The organism is Salinicola sp. CR57, from assembly GCF_003206585.1.
GTDB classification, from domain to species: Bacteria; Pseudomonadota; Gammaproteobacteria; order Pseudomonadales; family Halomonadaceae; genus Salinicola; species Salinicola lusitanus.
The window spans coordinates 78,902-92,800 of record NZ_PZJL01000007.1; the positions used below are offsets into that span (position 1 = coordinate 78,902).

The 13,899-nt window shown below is 63.9% G+C and carries 12 protein-coding genes; 6 read left to right on the plus strand and 6 right to left on the minus strand.

Going from position 1 to position 13,899, the window contains the following annotated elements; all coding sequences use genetic code 11:
- Positions 1-63: 63 nt before the first annotated feature.
- From ettA to DOM56_RS13195, 4 genes are all read right to left on the minus strand, one after another.
- Positions 64-1,725 (minus strand): energy-dependent translational throttle protein EttA, encoded by a 1,662-nt coding sequence (gene ettA, locus DOM56_RS13180; protein WP_110709506.1) that lies wholly within the window; start codon positions 1,723-1,725, stop codon positions 64-66.
- 158 nt (positions 1,726-1,883) lie between these two features.
- Complete coding sequence (locus DOM56_RS13185) at positions 1,884-2,078, minus strand: hypothetical protein (protein WP_110602970.1); 195 nt, start codon at positions 2,076-2,078, stop codon at positions 1,884-1,886.
- Positions 2,079-2,218: 140 nt separating this feature from the next.
- The gene (locus DOM56_RS13190) at positions 2,219-2,665 is read right to left on the minus strand and encodes a PAS domain-containing protein (protein ID WP_232822289.1); all 447 of its coding nucleotides are present in this window, start codon (positions 2,663-2,665) and stop codon (positions 2,219-2,221) included.
- Between the two features lie 84 nt (positions 2,666-2,749).
- The gene (locus DOM56_RS13195) at positions 2,750-4,078 is read right to left on the minus strand and encodes an MFS transporter (protein ID WP_110709508.1); all 1,329 of its coding nucleotides are present in this window, start codon (positions 4,076-4,078) and stop codon (positions 2,750-2,752) included.
- A 134-nt stretch (positions 4,079-4,212) separates the two neighbouring features.
- Between DOM56_RS13195 and DOM56_RS13200 the strand changes: the two genes are divergently transcribed.
- A complete protein-coding gene (locus DOM56_RS13200) occupies positions 4,213-4,491 on the plus strand; it encodes a SelT/SelW/SelH family protein (protein WP_110709746.1) in 279 nt (92 codons plus the stop codon).
- A 141-nt stretch (positions 4,492-4,632) separates the two neighbouring features.
- Here the strand turns inward: DOM56_RS13200 and DOM56_RS13205 are convergent, their stop codons facing one another.
- Together DOM56_RS13205 and DOM56_RS13210 are read right to left on the minus strand one after the other, a co-directional pair.
- On the minus strand, positions 4,633-5,604 hold the full coding sequence (locus DOM56_RS13205; RefSeq protein WP_110709510.1) for a zinc transporter ZntB: 972 nt from the start codon (positions 5,602-5,604) through the stop codon (positions 4,633-4,635).
- A 143-nt stretch (positions 5,605-5,747) separates the two neighbouring features.
- Positions 5,748-6,395 carry an arylesterase gene (locus tag DOM56_RS13210; protein WP_110709747.1) on the minus strand — a complete coding sequence of 216 codons (648 nt, stop codon included), beginning with the start codon at positions 6,393-6,395 and terminating at the stop codon, positions 5,748-5,750.
- Between the two features lie 31 nt (positions 6,396-6,426).
- On the opposite strand from DOM56_RS13210, the gene DOM56_RS13215 reads away from it, so the two are divergent.
- From DOM56_RS13215 to dgoD, 5 genes are all read left to right on the plus strand, one after another.
- Positions 6,427-7,146, plus strand: a complete 720-nt coding sequence (locus DOM56_RS13215) for an ATP-binding cassette domain-containing protein (protein ID WP_110709512.1) — start codon at positions 6,427-6,429, stop codon at positions 7,144-7,146.
- Positions 7,143-9,659, plus strand: coding sequence for an FtsX-like permease family protein (locus DOM56_RS13220; protein ID WP_110709514.1), 2,517 nt, complete (start codon positions 7,143-7,145; stop codon positions 9,657-9,659). Before DOM56_RS13215 ends, DOM56_RS13220 begins: the two co-directional genes overlap by 4 nt.
- A gap of 393 nt (positions 9,660-10,052) precedes the next feature.
- On the plus strand, positions 10,053-11,315 hold the full coding sequence (gene glyA / locus DOM56_RS13225; protein ID WP_110709517.1) for a serine hydroxymethyltransferase: 1,263 nt from the start codon (positions 10,053-10,055) through the stop codon (positions 11,313-11,315).
- 275 nt (positions 11,316-11,590) lie between these two features.
- Entirely contained in the window at positions 11,591-12,391 is an 801-nt protein-coding gene (locus tag DOM56_RS13230; RefSeq protein WP_110602982.1) for an FCD domain-containing protein, read from the plus strand.
- Positions 12,392-12,489: 98 nt separating this feature from the next.
- Positions 12,490-13,638 (plus strand): galactonate dehydratase, encoded by a 1,149-nt coding sequence (gene dgoD, locus DOM56_RS13235; protein WP_110602984.1) that lies wholly within the window; start codon positions 12,490-12,492, stop codon positions 13,636-13,638.
- The last annotated feature ends 261 nt before the right edge of the window (positions 13,639-13,899 follow it).

A 13,899-nucleotide genomic window follows, 5' to 3' on the forward strand; every position in this document is an offset into this window, starting at 1 on the left:
AATACCCCGCCTGGATGGCGGGGTATTTGCATATTGGGTCGGCAGCGTGAAGCGGTTTGTCATTCAGGCGTCGATGCGCTTGTATTTCATTCGCTTCGGCGTGTCATTGCCCACTCGCTTGTGGTAATCCGCTTCATAGTCGGTGTAGTTCCCCTCGAAGAAGACCACCTTTGAATCGCCCTCGTACGCCAGGATATGCGTCGCGATGCGGTCGAGGAACCAGCGGTCGTGTGAGATGACCAGCGCGCAGCCAGGGAAGGCCAGCAAGGCTTCTTCCAGGGCCCGCAAGGTTTCGATGTCGAGGTCGTTGGACGGCTCATCCAGCAGCAGGACGTTGGCCGCCTGCTTGAGCGTCTGCGCCAACTGAAGGCGGCCTCGTTCGCCACCCGAGAGATCGCTCAAGCGCTTCTGCTGGTCGGTGCCCTTGAAGTTGAAGCGGCCGACATAGGCGCGGGAGGAGACCTCGTAGCCATTGATGTTGAGGATGTCCTGGCCATCGGAGACCGCTTCCCACACCGTCTGGGTATTGTCGAAGTGATCGCGTAGCTGTTCGACATAGGCGACATCGACGGTATCGCCGAGCACGACTTCGCCGCCATCGGGCTGTTCCGTGCCGGCGATCAGCTTGAACAGCGTCGACTTGCCGGCCCCGTTACCGCCGACGATGCCGACGATGGCCCCGGTCGGTACCTGAAAGGAGAGGTTGTCGAACAGCATCTTCTCGTCGAAGCGCTTGCTGACGTCGTGGAACTCGATGACCTTGTCGCCGAGACGCGGTCCCGGCGGAATGTAGATCTCGTTGGTCTCGTTACGCTTCTGGTAATCCCCGGACTGCAGCTCCTCGAAGCGGTTGAGACGCGCCTTGCTCTTGGCCTGGCGGCCCTTGGCATTCTGGCGGACCCACTCCAGCTCCTGCTTGATCGCGCGCTGGCGCCCGGCCTCCTGCTTGGCTTCCTGCTCGAGCCGTTTCTCCTTGGACTCGAGCCACTGGGAGTAGTTGCCTTCGAAGGGGATGCCGTGGCCGCGGTCGAGCTCCAGGATCCAGCCGGCGACGTTGTCGAGAAAGTAACGATCGTGAGTGATCGCGACGACCGTGCCGGGGTAGTCGTGGAGGAAGCGCTCGAGCCAGGCCACCGATTCGGCGTCGAGGTGGTTGGTCGGTTCGTCGAGCAGCAGCATGTCGGGGCTGGACAACAGCAGGCGGCACAGTGCCACGCGGCGGCGCTCGCCTCCGGAGAGGTTGGCGACGCTCGCCTCCCACGGCGGAAGGCGCAGCGCTTCGGCGGCCACTTCCAGCTTGCGCTCGATATTGTGGGCGTCGGCTGCCTCGATGATATTCTCCAGCCGGGCCTGCTCGGCGGCCAGGGCGTCGAAGTCGGCGTCCGGCTCGGCATAGGCGGCATAGACCGCTTCGAGCTGCTCCTGGGCTTTCTTGACTTCGCCAAGCGCCTCTTCAACGATCTCGCGGACGTTCTTGTCGTCGTCCAGCGCCGGCTCCTGTGGCAGGTAACCGATATTGAGCCCTGGCATCGGGCGCGCTTCGCCGTTGTGTTCGGTGTCGACGCCGGCCATGATGCGCAGCAGCGTCGATTTCCCCGAGCCGTTGAGGCCGAGTACGCCGATCTTGGCGCCGGGGAAGAAGGATAGCGAGATGTCTTTGAGGATCTCGCGCTTCGGGGGGACGACCTTGCCCACCCGGTTCATGGTGTAAACGTATTGCGCCATGGAAATCCGGTTATGTGTCGCGGTGGATAGAAACAGCGAGTCAGCGCTGGAGCGCCCGTCGGCCGGGCGCGGCCTGGATGAAGAAGGGTAAACCAGTCATGCCGACAATGCGAACGGGCGCCGAAGCGCCCGTCGGATGACACCGGGTCGGAGACCGTCTACTCCTCCTCGTCGCCGTATTCGTCGTACCAGTCGTCTTCGATGGCACGTTTCAGGCGGCGCTCTTCCAGCAGCGCCTCGACCTGTCGTCGCGCGCGCAATGTGTCGGCTTTACTGCTGCGAGGACGTTCGAACTGCTCGTCGTTGATGGCTTCGGAAAAATCCTGATCGTCGATATATTCCTCACGGCTCATATTTTGGCCCTCCCGTGAAATCGCATCTCAGTGACGCTTCGGGCTATATATCGTCGAAAGCCAATCGGTACAAGACTTTCCTGGTTAAAAAAAACTATCGCCGCGAGAGGCGGCGATAAGTGTTGCGTCGAGTGGTGCGGTCACGCCGTATCTGGCTCGGCCCTGAGCGTCTCTAGCTCCTGCAGTGCCTCCGCGAGATTGGTGACATCCTTCTGAACGCCGATGAAGTAGGTGAGCTGATCTTCGTCGTCGTAAACAGGCGTGATCGACAGCTCGTTCCAGAACGGACTGCCGTCCTTGCGATAATTGCGCAGCACTTCCCGACAGGACTTGCCCTCGCGCAGGGCCGTGCGAACCCGGTCGATGGCCGGCTGGTCACGATCGCCATTCTGGAGGAAGCGACAGTCGCGGTAGAGGATCTCGTCGACGCTGTAGCCCGTCAGGCGTTCGAAACCTTCATTGGCGTAGATGAGAATATTCTCGTCGCCTTCCTGTTCGGCCACCACGATGCCGTCATCCGAGGCGTTGACGATGCGCTCCAATAGAGCCGGGCTGATCATGGGGGGGCGTTTGTTGGTACTGGCCATCCTTGCCTCCAGACTGGGCATTCGACGGATTGTAGGGACGATACAATCGATAATGATGCCACGGTATCGTGGGATTACAACGCTTTACGAGCGGGGCTCCGACTCGACTTCGGCGAGGGCGTGGGAGCTCAAGGCGGCCGCGATGGCCAGCGCCGCGAGAACCAGCAACAGGCCGGCGCTGCCCAGCCAATGGGCGAATGCGCCCAGAAGCAGGCCGACGACGAGCATCAGGATACCGGTAAAGGTATTCGAGAAGGCGACATAGAGCGCGCGGGTGTCGCTGTCCGCGAGATCGACGACATAGGTCTTGCGCCCCAGGCGAATGCCGGCGTGGGCAATCATCAACAAACCATAGACAACGGCATATGGCCACACGCTGGTGCGTACGGACTCGGGCAGCCACACGCAGGCGGCGCCGGCCAGACAACACGCGGCCGCCCCGATGGCGCTGTCGCGCATCACCCGGCGGCTGGAACGGTCCGCCAGCCGGCCCCAGATTGGGCCGGCGATCATGCCTGCGCCCCCGGAGGTCAGGATCAGGATGCCGAGGCTGGCCAGGTCGGTGCCGCTGTTCTGCTGTCCGAGCAGGGCAAGATAGGGGAGCGCGAGGGCGCTGGACAGCAACAGTGCGCGCGAGAGGTTGAAATGCAGGAAGCGGCGATCGCGCCGCATCAGGGCAATACCTTGCTTGACGCTGTCCCAGGCGTTGGCACCGCCCTCGGTGGCGCCCGGGGCTTCGTGAATCAGCGCGGCACACAGTGCGTTCAAGCCCCACCCCAAGGCGGCGGCGAACAGCAGAATGGCCAGTGCCAGGGTGCCCGGCTGATTGCCGAGGAGAATCAGGATGGCGCCGACGAGCAGTGTCAGGGCGCCGGCGACGCTGGCGCTCCACCCCATCAACGTACCCCGGCGCTGTTTGGCAATGGTCTTGCCGAGAACGTCCTTGGTAGCGACCGAAGAGAGCCCGCGCCCGAGCGACAGGCCGGTCAGGGCGATCAGCACCAAGGCTCCGCCCCAGCCGCCCTGGCCGAACAGTGCCAGTAGCGTCAGGCACAGGGCACCAATGGCCTGGACCACACCGCCGGCGACCCACACCCACTTGCGAATGGGGAGCAGCCGGATGTAGCCGGCGATCAGAAGTTGCGGCAGCAGGGCGCCCGCCTCGCGGATCGGGACCAGCAATCCCACCATCCAGACCGGTGCTCCGATCGCGCCCATCAGCCAGGGCAGTATCAGGCGGGCGTTGGAGAGCTCGTCCGCCAGCTTGTTGCCGAGGGCGGCGACGAGGTGGCGAAAGAAGTTGCCGGGCTGCTCCTGGCAGGCTTCGTCGGAGATATCACGACACATCCGGCTGTCTTCATCGCCGGTGACGCGCTCGAAGAGGCGGGTGAGGCTGGTTTCTTTGACTGACATGAAAACGTTCCCTGTTTTCTGGTGCTGATCGCTGCGAATCCGTCGCGGGTTCCCCTTGAGCGAGCCGTTCCGGCCGGCGCATCATGGCATTCTATCGTCGGCACATGATCGTCACGGAGCGGGAGAGCGAGCGGATGGCAGAGGTTCGAATTCATTATTGTACGCAATGCCAGTGGCTGCTGCGCGCTGGCTGGTATGCCCAGGAGCTGCTGCAGACCTTTGGCGAAGATCTCGATCAGGTGGCGTTGGCACCCAGTCATGGCGGGCACTTCGAGGTGCTCTACGACGACGAGACGCTATGGGAGCGCAAGCGCGACGGCGGTTTCCCCGATATCAAGGAGCTGAAGCGCCGGGTCCGTGACCGCCTGGATCCAGAACGTGACCTGGGGCATACGGATAGAGATAAAGCCTGAAGCTGGAAGAGCGCCGCTGCGCGCCTGGAAGTGGGAAGAGCAAGCAAGGCCAACCCCCTGAGCTTGTAGCAGTATCGTTGATTGCATCCTGTCTTCTAGCTACCAGCTACCAGCTACCAGCTACCAGCTACCAGCTACCAGCTACCACCAGTGCTTGCGCTTGAGCAGCCACATCACCCAGCCGCCCACGAGAGCGGTAATCGCCAGGAAGACCACGAAGCCGTAGGGGCTGTTGGCGCCGGGTATGCCTCCCACGTTGATCCCGAGGAGCCCGGTCAGGAAGCTGAGTGGCAAGAACACGGTTGTGACGATCGCCAGCATGTACATGCGTTGATTGAGGCGCTCGTTGTGTTCGCTGAAGAGCTGTTCCTGCAGGATCAAGGCACGCTCCTGCATGGCGTGGAAATCTTCCACGTAGCGGGACAACTGGTTGGCACTCTCGCGGATCGAGACCTTGGTATCCTCGTCGTACCAGCTGGGGCCGTGGGCAATCTGATCCAGGCAGTCCCGCTGCGGCCCCATGAAGCGACGTAGCGTGATCAGCGACCGCCGCAGGCGGGAGAGGTCGTCGGGATCGATCTCCCGGTCGCTGAGCAGATCTTCCTCGAGCTCGCCCAATCGGTCGTCGAGCTGGTGCGCGACATCACCGACCTTGTCCACCAAGGCTTCCGTCAACCAGGCCAGCAGGTCCGAGATCGACAGCGCGCCGCTGCCGTCGTCGATCCGCTCACGTACGTCGCCGACGGATTTAAGTGGGCGACGGCGCAGGGTTATCAGGCGGTTCGGTGCACTCCAGATACGCAGCGATATGAGATCCTCGGGCGCGGCACCGGGGTTGAGATTGATCCCGCGCAGGGTGCTGACGGCGCCATTACGGAATTTGGCGACGCGCGGCCGGGTATCCTCCTCCAGCAGGGCCTCGACCGGTGCCTCGTCGAGTCCGGCGATTTCCTCCAGGTAGGTATGGACATCCTCGTGGCGGAAATCGAGATGCATCCAAAGCGGCCGCTCGGGGTCGGCCCAGGCCTCTCGAAGCTGACGGACACTGAGCAGCGTACCGCCGCCCTTGCCGTCGAGCTGGTAGGCGGCGACCAAAGCCGTCTCCGTTTCCATTACTCAGCCTCCTTGCCGATCCAGCTCGCCATGTACTACGTCGCGAGCGTTTTCAATGTGTTAACGATAGCAGGTCGAGACATCACCGCCAGCGGTTCGGCCGGGCTTGAGCCGTAGCCGCGATACCGGAAGCCGATGCGCCATCAGCCAGCCGTGCTCGTCGATGGCGACAGCATCGGTTCCAGTTTCGACCAGACGTTATCGAGAATGATGGGTTGGGCCTCGGCGGTGGGGTGGATGCCGTCATCCTGCAGCATGGTGTCGAGATCAACGCCTTCGAGCAGGAATGGCAACAGCGGGACCTGGTAGTCGCGAGCCAGCTGGGTGAACACGTCACGGAAAGCGTCTGTATAGGCGGGACCGTAATTGGGGGGTACCTCGATGCCGAGCAGCAGAACCTTGGCGTTCTCTTTCTGGCTACGCTCGATCATCTTCGCCAGGTTGACCTGCATCTGCTGGGGGGAAAGTCCGCGCAGCCCATCATTGCCGCCAAGCTCCAGCAGAACGATATCGGGATGATATTGTCCGAGAACTTCGGGAAGCCGTGCCGAGCCACCCGACGTCGTCTCGCCACTGATGCTGGCATTGACGACTTCATGCTCACTACCCAACCGCTTTTCCAGCAGAGTGACCCATCCGGCCTGTGGGTCGATGCCATAGGCTGCGCTCAAGCTGTCGCCCATCACCAGGATGGTGTCGGCGCGGGCTGCGCCCGGCGTCAGCGATAGCACGGCAACACACAATAACAGTGCGCCACCCGCACAGCGCCTCGCCAGCTTGGCGATAGGCATCTTGCTACCAAACACAGGGAAACCAGGCACCATGTCTCACTCCTCCGACCATGAACGAAAGCGAATTCTACACGCCAGCCAGCTCGCCAAACGGGTAACAAGTGGAGAACGAGAGCTGGTTATTCTCGAATCGCTGACGCTGGATGTCGACTGCGGTGAGAGTGTAGCCATCGTGGGAAGTTCCGGCGCCGGTAAATCCACTCTGCTGGGGCTTCTGGCGGGACTCGACGCGCCCAGCTCGGGAGAGCTCCAGATGTTCGGCCAGTCGCTGAGCGACCTGGACGAGGATGGACGCGCGGCTCTCCGCGCCGGCCGTGTCGGTTTCGTCTTTCAGAACTTCCAGTTATTACCCACGCTTACTGCCTTGGAAAACGTCATGTTGCCGCTGGAACTGTCGCCTCGGCAAGACGTGGCTGCCAAAAGTCGTCAATGGCTCGAGCGTGTCGGGCTGGGCGAGCGTCTCGACCACCTGCCCAAGCAGCTCTCCGGCGGTGAGCAGCAACGGGTGGCAGTGGCGCGCGCGTTCGTGGCCGATCCCGATCTGGTCTTCGCCGACGAGCCTACCGGCAATCTCGACGAAGCGACTGGCAGCCGCATCATCGATCTGCTCTTCGACCTCAACCGAGAATCCGGGACAACCTTGATCCTCGTTACCCACGACATGGCGCTGGCGACGCGGTGCGACCGCTGCCTCCGGCTCGAGGGTGGTGCATTGACGGCGATCGAGCGGCGGCATGGAGTCGAGGCATGAACCTGATCGCGCTCTCGCTCAAGGGGCTCAGGCGCGACCTGCGCGCTGCCGATGTCCGGGCGCTGTTCGTCGCGTTGGCCCTGGCCGTGGCGGCCACTACCATGATCGGTTTCTTTCTCGACCGTCTCGACCGGGGACTGACGCGACAGGCGGGACAGCTGCTGGGCGGCGATCTGGTGCTGGAGCAGGGGCGGGCGTTCGACGATGAGCTTCGCCAAGAGCTCCGTCACGCCGGGCTCGAACTGAGCGACCAGGTCGATCTGGTATCGATGGTGAGCCAAGGGGATGCCTTCCAGCCGGCGGGTCTCAAGGTGGTGGATGACCACTATCCGCTCTACGGTCAGGTCCGGGTCGATCGGGGCAGTGGCGTCGAGGGCGTGGATCACGGCCCGGCGCCGGGCAGCGCGTGGATCGCACCCAGGCTGGCGCAACTGCTGGACGCGGGCATCGGCGATCGTGTCCAGGTCGGGGCGCTGTCGTTGACCATCACCGGCCTGATCGATCGTGAACCTGACCAGCAGGCCGGGTTCGCCGGGCTGACGCCGCGCATCATGCTCAACATCCAGGACCTCGAGGCGACGGAGCTGGTCAGGCCCGGCTCGCGAATCGAGTACGAGCTGCTGGCCGCCGGGCCGCCGGCGGCGATCGACGGACTCGCCGCGCGACTCGAAGCGCTGCGCGATGCCGGGGTCGAGATTCGAGACGTACGGGTGGACCGGCCCAGTCTGGGACGCTCCCTGGACCGGGCGCAGAAGTATCTGAGCCTGGCAGGGCTGGCGGCGGTTCTGCTTGCCGGTGTGGCCGTGGCCATGGCCACGCGGCGCTATGTCGATCGCCATCTCGATACCGCGGCGCTGCTGCGCTGCTTCGGTGCCTCGCAACGGCAACTGGGCCAGCTCTTCGCCTGGCAACTGGCGTGGCTGGGCCTCGTCGCGGCGGTGGTGGGGGCCTTGCTGGGGCTGGCAGGGCAGGCGGTGCTGCTGGCACTGTTGACCCGCTTTCTGCCGCTGGAACTGCCGCCGCCGGGCGGAATGCCCTGGCTGATGGGCGTTCTGACCGCTCTCGCAGTGCTGGTGGGTTTCGCCGGACCGACGCTACTGAGGCTGAAGCGTGTCAGTGCGCTCAAGGTGCTGCGGCGCGAGCTCGATCCGATTCCGGCCGCCGGGTGGCTGGTCGTGGCGTTCGCCAGTCTCGTGTTCGGTGCCCTGCTGTGGCTCTACTCCGGTGACCCGGCGCTGGCGCTGGGCATTCTGCTGGGCGGCCTGGTCGCGCTGGTCGTTCTGTGGGGGGTGGGGCAGGCGATGTTGCAACTGCTGCTCGCCGTGCTGGCTCGCTTGCCACAAGGGGGGCAAAAGGGGCGGGCCTGGCAACTGGGAGGACGTCAGTTGGCGCGCCGGCGCACGGCCAGCCTCGGGCAACTGCTGGCTTTTTCCGTCACCTTCGCGGCGATGGCGATCATCGCGCTGGTCAGAGGTGACCTGCTCACCACCTGGCAGGCCCAACTGCCGGTCGACACCCCCAACTACTTCGCGATCAATATTCAGCCGCAGGAGCGGGCCGGGGTCGAAACGCTGATCGAGGACACTGCCGACAGCGCCAGCGGCCTGTACCCGATGGTGCGCGGGCGCCTGACCGCCATCGACGGTGAGCCGCCGGCGCAGCGGGTTCCTGAAGAGTCCCGCAACGACGGCGCACTTCGCCGCGACCTCAACCTGACCTGGCGCGCCGCACTGCCCGAGGGCAATCGGATCACCGAGGGCGGGTGGTTCGACACCGACGCGGCGTCGGGCGATGGTGCCGTGCCGATCTCGGTCGAGGAGGAGTTGGCCGGGAGGCTGGGCCTCTCCCTGGGCGACGAGATGACCTTCACCATCGGCAGTGACAGCATCACGGGCCGAATCACCAGTCTGCGTCATCTGGATTGGGAGAGCTTTCAGCCCAATTTCTTCATCATCTTTCCTCCCGGGGCGCTGGAGGGTTTCGGTCACAGCTATATCACCTCCTTCCACCTTCCCGACGGCGGCAACCAAATGCTGGGTGAGATGGTGCAGCGATATCCCGGCGTGTCGGTGCTCAACGTCGAGGCGTTGCTGGAACAGGTCCGTGGCATCCTCGGCCAGGTGACCCGGGCCATCGAGTTCGTGCTGGGCTTCGTGCTGCTGGCCGGGGTCAGCGTCCTCTACGCGGCGTTGACCGCCAGTCGCCCGGCACGCGCCCACGAAGGCGCGCTGCTGAGGGTGTTCGGTGCCGGTAACCGGACGCTGTCTCGCATGCAGTTGGCCGAATTCGCCTTGCTCGGTCTTGTCAGCGGCTTGCTGGGCGCCGCACTGGCGGAGGCGGCGGCGCTGGGCATCTACGGCTGGCTGGGGTTGGTGCCGAGAATGCACTGGCTGATGTGGGGGATCATGCCGCTATTGGGGGCGGCGCTGGTGGGCGGCGTCGGTTTTCTGCTCTCCCGGGGGACTCGTCGGCAGGCGCCGATGGCCAGCCTGCGATTGTTGGGAGAGACCTGATGGGGGCATGAAGCCACCGCAGGATAGCGAATGTGACGGGGGCGGGACGACGGACGACGCTCCCGGGCACGTTTTACCCAAGCTAAAGCCAAGGTGAGAAATTATGGTTCAGCGCATGACGGACTTTCATAGGAAAGGCCGTCAGCGCTGGGGTATCATTGCGCCCCACGCTGCACCTGAAAAGAGCCTGCGCTCGCCCATACAGCGTTGAAGATCGGTTCGAAAGGCGCGTTTACGCTCGTGTAAATTCCGCTTCCTCGCCGACTCCTGACTTGTCTGGGTTTCGCTCGCCGCCTTTTCAAACCGTGCGCTTACGATTTTGATATCGAGCCGCCGGATGCCGGACTGGCGCCGCTGGTAGTTGAACCATCCCCGAGCCGAGGATTCCCGTCGATGTTCACCCGAGAGATGCAGATTGCCGGATTCGATGATGCCCTTTGGGACGCGATGCAGCAGGAAGTCGCGCGCCAGGAAGCCCATATCGAGCTGATCGCTTCCGAAAACTATGCCAGCCCGCGCGTGATGCAGGCCCAGGGCACGCAACTGACCAACAAGTACGCGGAAGGTTATCCCGGCAAGCGTTACTACGGTGGTTGCGAGCATGTCGACGTGGTCGAGCAGATGGCCATCGACTACGCCAAGGAGCTGTTCGGCGCGAGCTACGCCAATGTCCAGCCGCACTCCGGCTCGCAAGCCAACGGCGCGGTTTTCCAGGCGCTGGTCAAGCCGGGCGATACCGTGCTGGGCATGAGCCTGGATGCCGGTGGCCACCTGACCCACGGTGCCAAGCCGAGCTTTTCGGGCAAGCACTACAACGCGGTCCAGTACGGCATCGACGCCAGCGGCCGGATCGATTACGAGGAAGTCGCCAAGCTGGCCAAGGAACATCAGCCCAAGATGATCATCGCTGGCTTCTCGGCCTACTCCCAGATCATCGACTGGGCCAAGTTCCGCGAGATCGCCGACAGCGTGGGTGCCTTTCTGCTGGTCGACATGGCCCATGTCGCCGGCCTGGTCGCGGCAGGCGTCTATCCGAGCCCGCTGCCTCATGCTCACGTGGTCACCACCACCACGCACAAGACGCTGCGTGGCCCGCGCGGGGGCCTGATCCTGTCGGCCGAGAACGATGCCGAGATCGAGAAGAAGTTGCAGTCCGCCGTCTTCCCCGGTGGGCAGGGCGGGCCGCTGATGCACGTGATCGCGGCCAAGGCGATCTGCTTCAAGGAGGCGATGGACCCCGAGTTCAAGACCTACCAGCAGCAGGTGGTCAAGAACGCCCAGGCGATGGCCGGCGTCTTCCTCGAGCGTGGCTACGAAGTGGTGTCCGGTGGTACCGAGGATCATCTCTTCCTGCTGTCGCTGGTCAAGCAGGGGCTGACCGGGAAGGATGCCGATGCGGCGCTGGGTCGTGCCCATATCACCGTCAACAAGAATGCGGTGCCGGACGATCCGCAGAGCCCGTTCGTGACGTCCGGCCTGCGTATCGGCACCCCCGCGGTGACCACACGCGGTTTCGGCGAGGCCGAGTGTCGCGATCTGGCCGGCTGGATCTGCGACATTCTCGATGCCATGCAGCAGGGCGACTCCAGCCAGGTCGAAGGCGAGGTCAAGACCAGGGTCGAGGCCGTCTGCTCCCGGCTCCCGGTCTATCGCTGATCGGACCCGGCTTGCGGTTTATGATGCCCCTCCTCGGAGGGGCATTTTCGTTATGGCCCCAGACGGCGTCGCGGAGACCCTAGGTCTCGACCGCAGCGGTGGCGGGTCGGAACGAAAGATGAGAAAAGGAGGGGTGGACGCGCTGCCGCAAAACGTGAGAGTGAGAGGGGAGCTCTTACAACTTTAGTCTTGTCTGTGACCATGGTCTAACAGCCACACACATCCACTTGCTTGAAGCTATGTCGGACATAAGCGGCTGTGAGTTGAACATCGCAATGGCAGCAGATCCTCCAGCAACCTGCCCTTCCAGCGGGCCGAAGCCCGATATCGCCGAAGCGCTGGCCGAGGCCGTGTTCGGCGGGCGCTATGCGATCGGCGCCATGATCCCGCGGGAAGTCGATCTCTGCGAGCGCTTCGGTGTCAGCCGCAGCACCGTTCGCAGTGCGCTGCAGAAACTGGTCAACGCCGGCTTGCTGGTGCGTATTTCCGGACAGGGGACGCGGGTCTGCGAGCTGGCCTCCTGGCATCTTCTCGACCCCCAGGTCAGCGCCTGGATGGCACGCTACGCCCGGCCCAACCCACATCTCCAGCGGGAAGTCTTCGCCTTTCGCGTGGCGGTGGAACCGTTCGTTGCCGGCCTGGCTGCCACCCATGCCACCGCCTCGGATCTGCTGGCCATCGAAACCGCCTACGAAGGCATGGCCCGCACGCTCGAGCGCGAGGACCTGCACTGGCAGGGAGAGAGCTACAACGCTTACGACGTGGCATTCCACGAGGCGATCTTCGCCGCGTCCCACAACCTGATCTGGGCGCAGATCAGTCATGTGCTCAAACCGGCCATCGCGCTGATCGTCGAGCGTTCCAACCAGAGCGCCACGCTGCACAGCGCCAAGGATCTCGCTGACAGCATGACGCGCCATCGTCGGGTGATGGAGGCAATCCGCCTGCGTCAGCCCCAGCAGGCAGCCGAAGCGGCGCTGTCGGTGCTCAAGCGCACCGGCCGTGATCTCGGCATGGAGGATCTGGTCGAGAATCCGCCGGCGATCGTGATGCCGTCATCGACCGGGGAGCGGTGACGGCGGTGCTCGAGCTACCGACTGCCCTGGCTGCGCCGACCCGTCTGGCGTCGGCGGGAGCTGAATTGAACGAATCGCTTTGCAGAAAAAGGTGAACCATGAAGATTACCCGCTTGAAGACCTGGCAGGTGCCGCCGCGCTGGTTGTTTCTCAAGATCGAGACCGACGAAGGCTGCTACGGCTGGGGCGAACCGGTGGTGGAGGGGCGCGCCGCCACGGTGGAGGCCGCCGTACACGAGCTCTCCGACTATCTGATCGGCCAGGACCCGCGCCGTATCGAGCACTTGTGGAACATCCTCTATCGCGCGGGGTTCTATCGTGGCGGGCCGATCCTGATGAGTGCCATCGCCGGTATCGACCAGGCGCTATGGGATCTCAAGGGCCGCGATCTCGGCGTGCCGGTGCATCAACTGCTGGGCGGAGCCTGTCGCGACAGGATGCGGATGTACGCCTGGACCGGCGGCGACAGGCCCAGCGATGTGGGCGCGGGCGCCAAGGCGCTGGTCGATAAAGGCTTTACCGCGTTCAAGATGAACGGCACCGCCGAGATGGCGATCGTCGACTCTCATGCCAAGGTGGACGAGGCGGTCGCCCGGGTCGCCGAGGCCCGCGACGCCGTGGGGCCGGATGTCGGTATCGGCATCGACTTCCACGGTCGCGTCCATCGCCCCATGGCCAAGGCGCTGCTGCGGGAGCTGGAACCGTATCATCCGATGTTCGTCGAGGAGCCGGTGTTGCCGGAACACCTGCCCAGCCTCAAGCATATCGCCGGCGGCCTCGGCTACCCCATCGCCACCGGGGAGCGGTTGCACACCCGCTACCAGTTTCGCGATCTGCTGGTCGAAGGCATGGTCGACATCGTCCAGCCCGATCTGTCCCACTGTGGCGGTATCAGCGAGGGCATGAAGATCGCCACGCTGGCCTCCTGCTTCGATGTGGCGCTGGCCCCTCACTGCCCGCTGGGACCGTTGACGTTGGCGGCTTCTCTACACGTCGATGCCGTCAGCCATAACGCCTTCATCCAGGAGCAGAGCATGGGCATCCACTACAATCGGGACAACGACGTGCTCGATTACCTGGTGGACAAGAACGCCCTGGCCATCGAGGACGGCTACTGTGCGATCCCTCAGGGCCCGGGATTGGGGGTCGAGATCGACGAAGCGTTCGTCGAGGAGCGTTCCAAGGTCGGTCACCGCTGGCGTAACCCCGTCTGGACCCATGAGGACGGTTCCGTCGCGGAATGGTAACGGCACACTCGATAGCCGCCTGCGCGAGTGAATCGCCGTGTTGCCCGGTGCGCGAACTCCTCACATATACCCCATATGCTCCGGGTTCTGTGCGCCGGGCGCCTTGCGCTTCAGCTCGCTCGGCTGGCTCTCGAGCGCACCGTACTTGGCGCTCAGCCGTCTTTGCTCGCCGACGCAGAGCATCCAGGAAAGTGTGGTCCGGCTGGCTCTCGAGCGCTACATGCTGATGCTCTGCTGGCTGCGCTCCAACGCGCGGCCCTA

Excerpts from the sequence above, each read along its gene's own strand:
- ettA (WP_110709506.1), bottom strand. The coding sequence starts at position 1,725 with ATGGCGCAATACGTTTACACCATGAACCGGGTGGGCAAGGTCGTCCCC.
- DOM56_RS13185 (WP_110602970.1), bottom strand. The coding sequence starts at position 2,078 with ATGAGCCGTGAGGAATATATCGACGATCAGGATTTTTCCGAAGCCATC.
- DOM56_RS13190 (WP_232822289.1), bottom strand. The coding sequence starts at position 2,665 with ATGGCCAGTACCAACAAACGCCCCCCCATGATCAGCCCGGCTCTATTG.
- DOM56_RS13195 (WP_110709508.1), bottom strand. The coding sequence starts at position 4,078 with ATGTCAGTCAAAGAAACCAGCCTCACCCGCCTCTTCGAGCGCGTCACC.
- DOM56_RS13200 (WP_110709746.1), top strand. The coding sequence starts at position 4,213 with ATGGCAGAGGTTCGAATTCATTATTGTACGCAATGCCAGTGGCTGCTG.
- DOM56_RS13205 (WP_110709510.1), bottom strand. The coding sequence starts at position 5,604 with ATGGAAACGGAGACGGCTTTGGTCGCCGCCTACCAGCTCGACGGCAAG.
- DOM56_RS13210 (WP_110709747.1), bottom strand. The coding sequence starts at position 6,395 with ATGCCTATCGCCAAGCTGGCGAGGCGCTGTGCGGGTGGCGCACTGTTA.
- DOM56_RS13215 (WP_110709512.1), top strand. The coding sequence starts at position 6,427 with ATGTCTCACTCCTCCGACCATGAACGAAAGCGAATTCTACACGCCAGC.
- DOM56_RS13220 (WP_110709514.1), top strand. The coding sequence starts at position 7,143 with ATGAACCTGATCGCGCTCTCGCTCAAGGGGCTCAGGCGCGACCTGCGC.
- glyA (WP_110709517.1), top strand. The coding sequence starts at position 10,053 with ATGTTCACCCGAGAGATGCAGATTGCCGGATTCGATGATGCCCTTTGG.
- DOM56_RS13230 (WP_110602982.1), top strand. The coding sequence starts at position 11,591 with ATGGCAGCAGATCCTCCAGCAACCTGCCCTTCCAGCGGGCCGAAGCCC.
- dgoD (WP_110602984.1), top strand. The coding sequence starts at position 12,490 with ATGAAGATTACCCGCTTGAAGACCTGGCAGGTGCCGCCGCGCTGGTTG.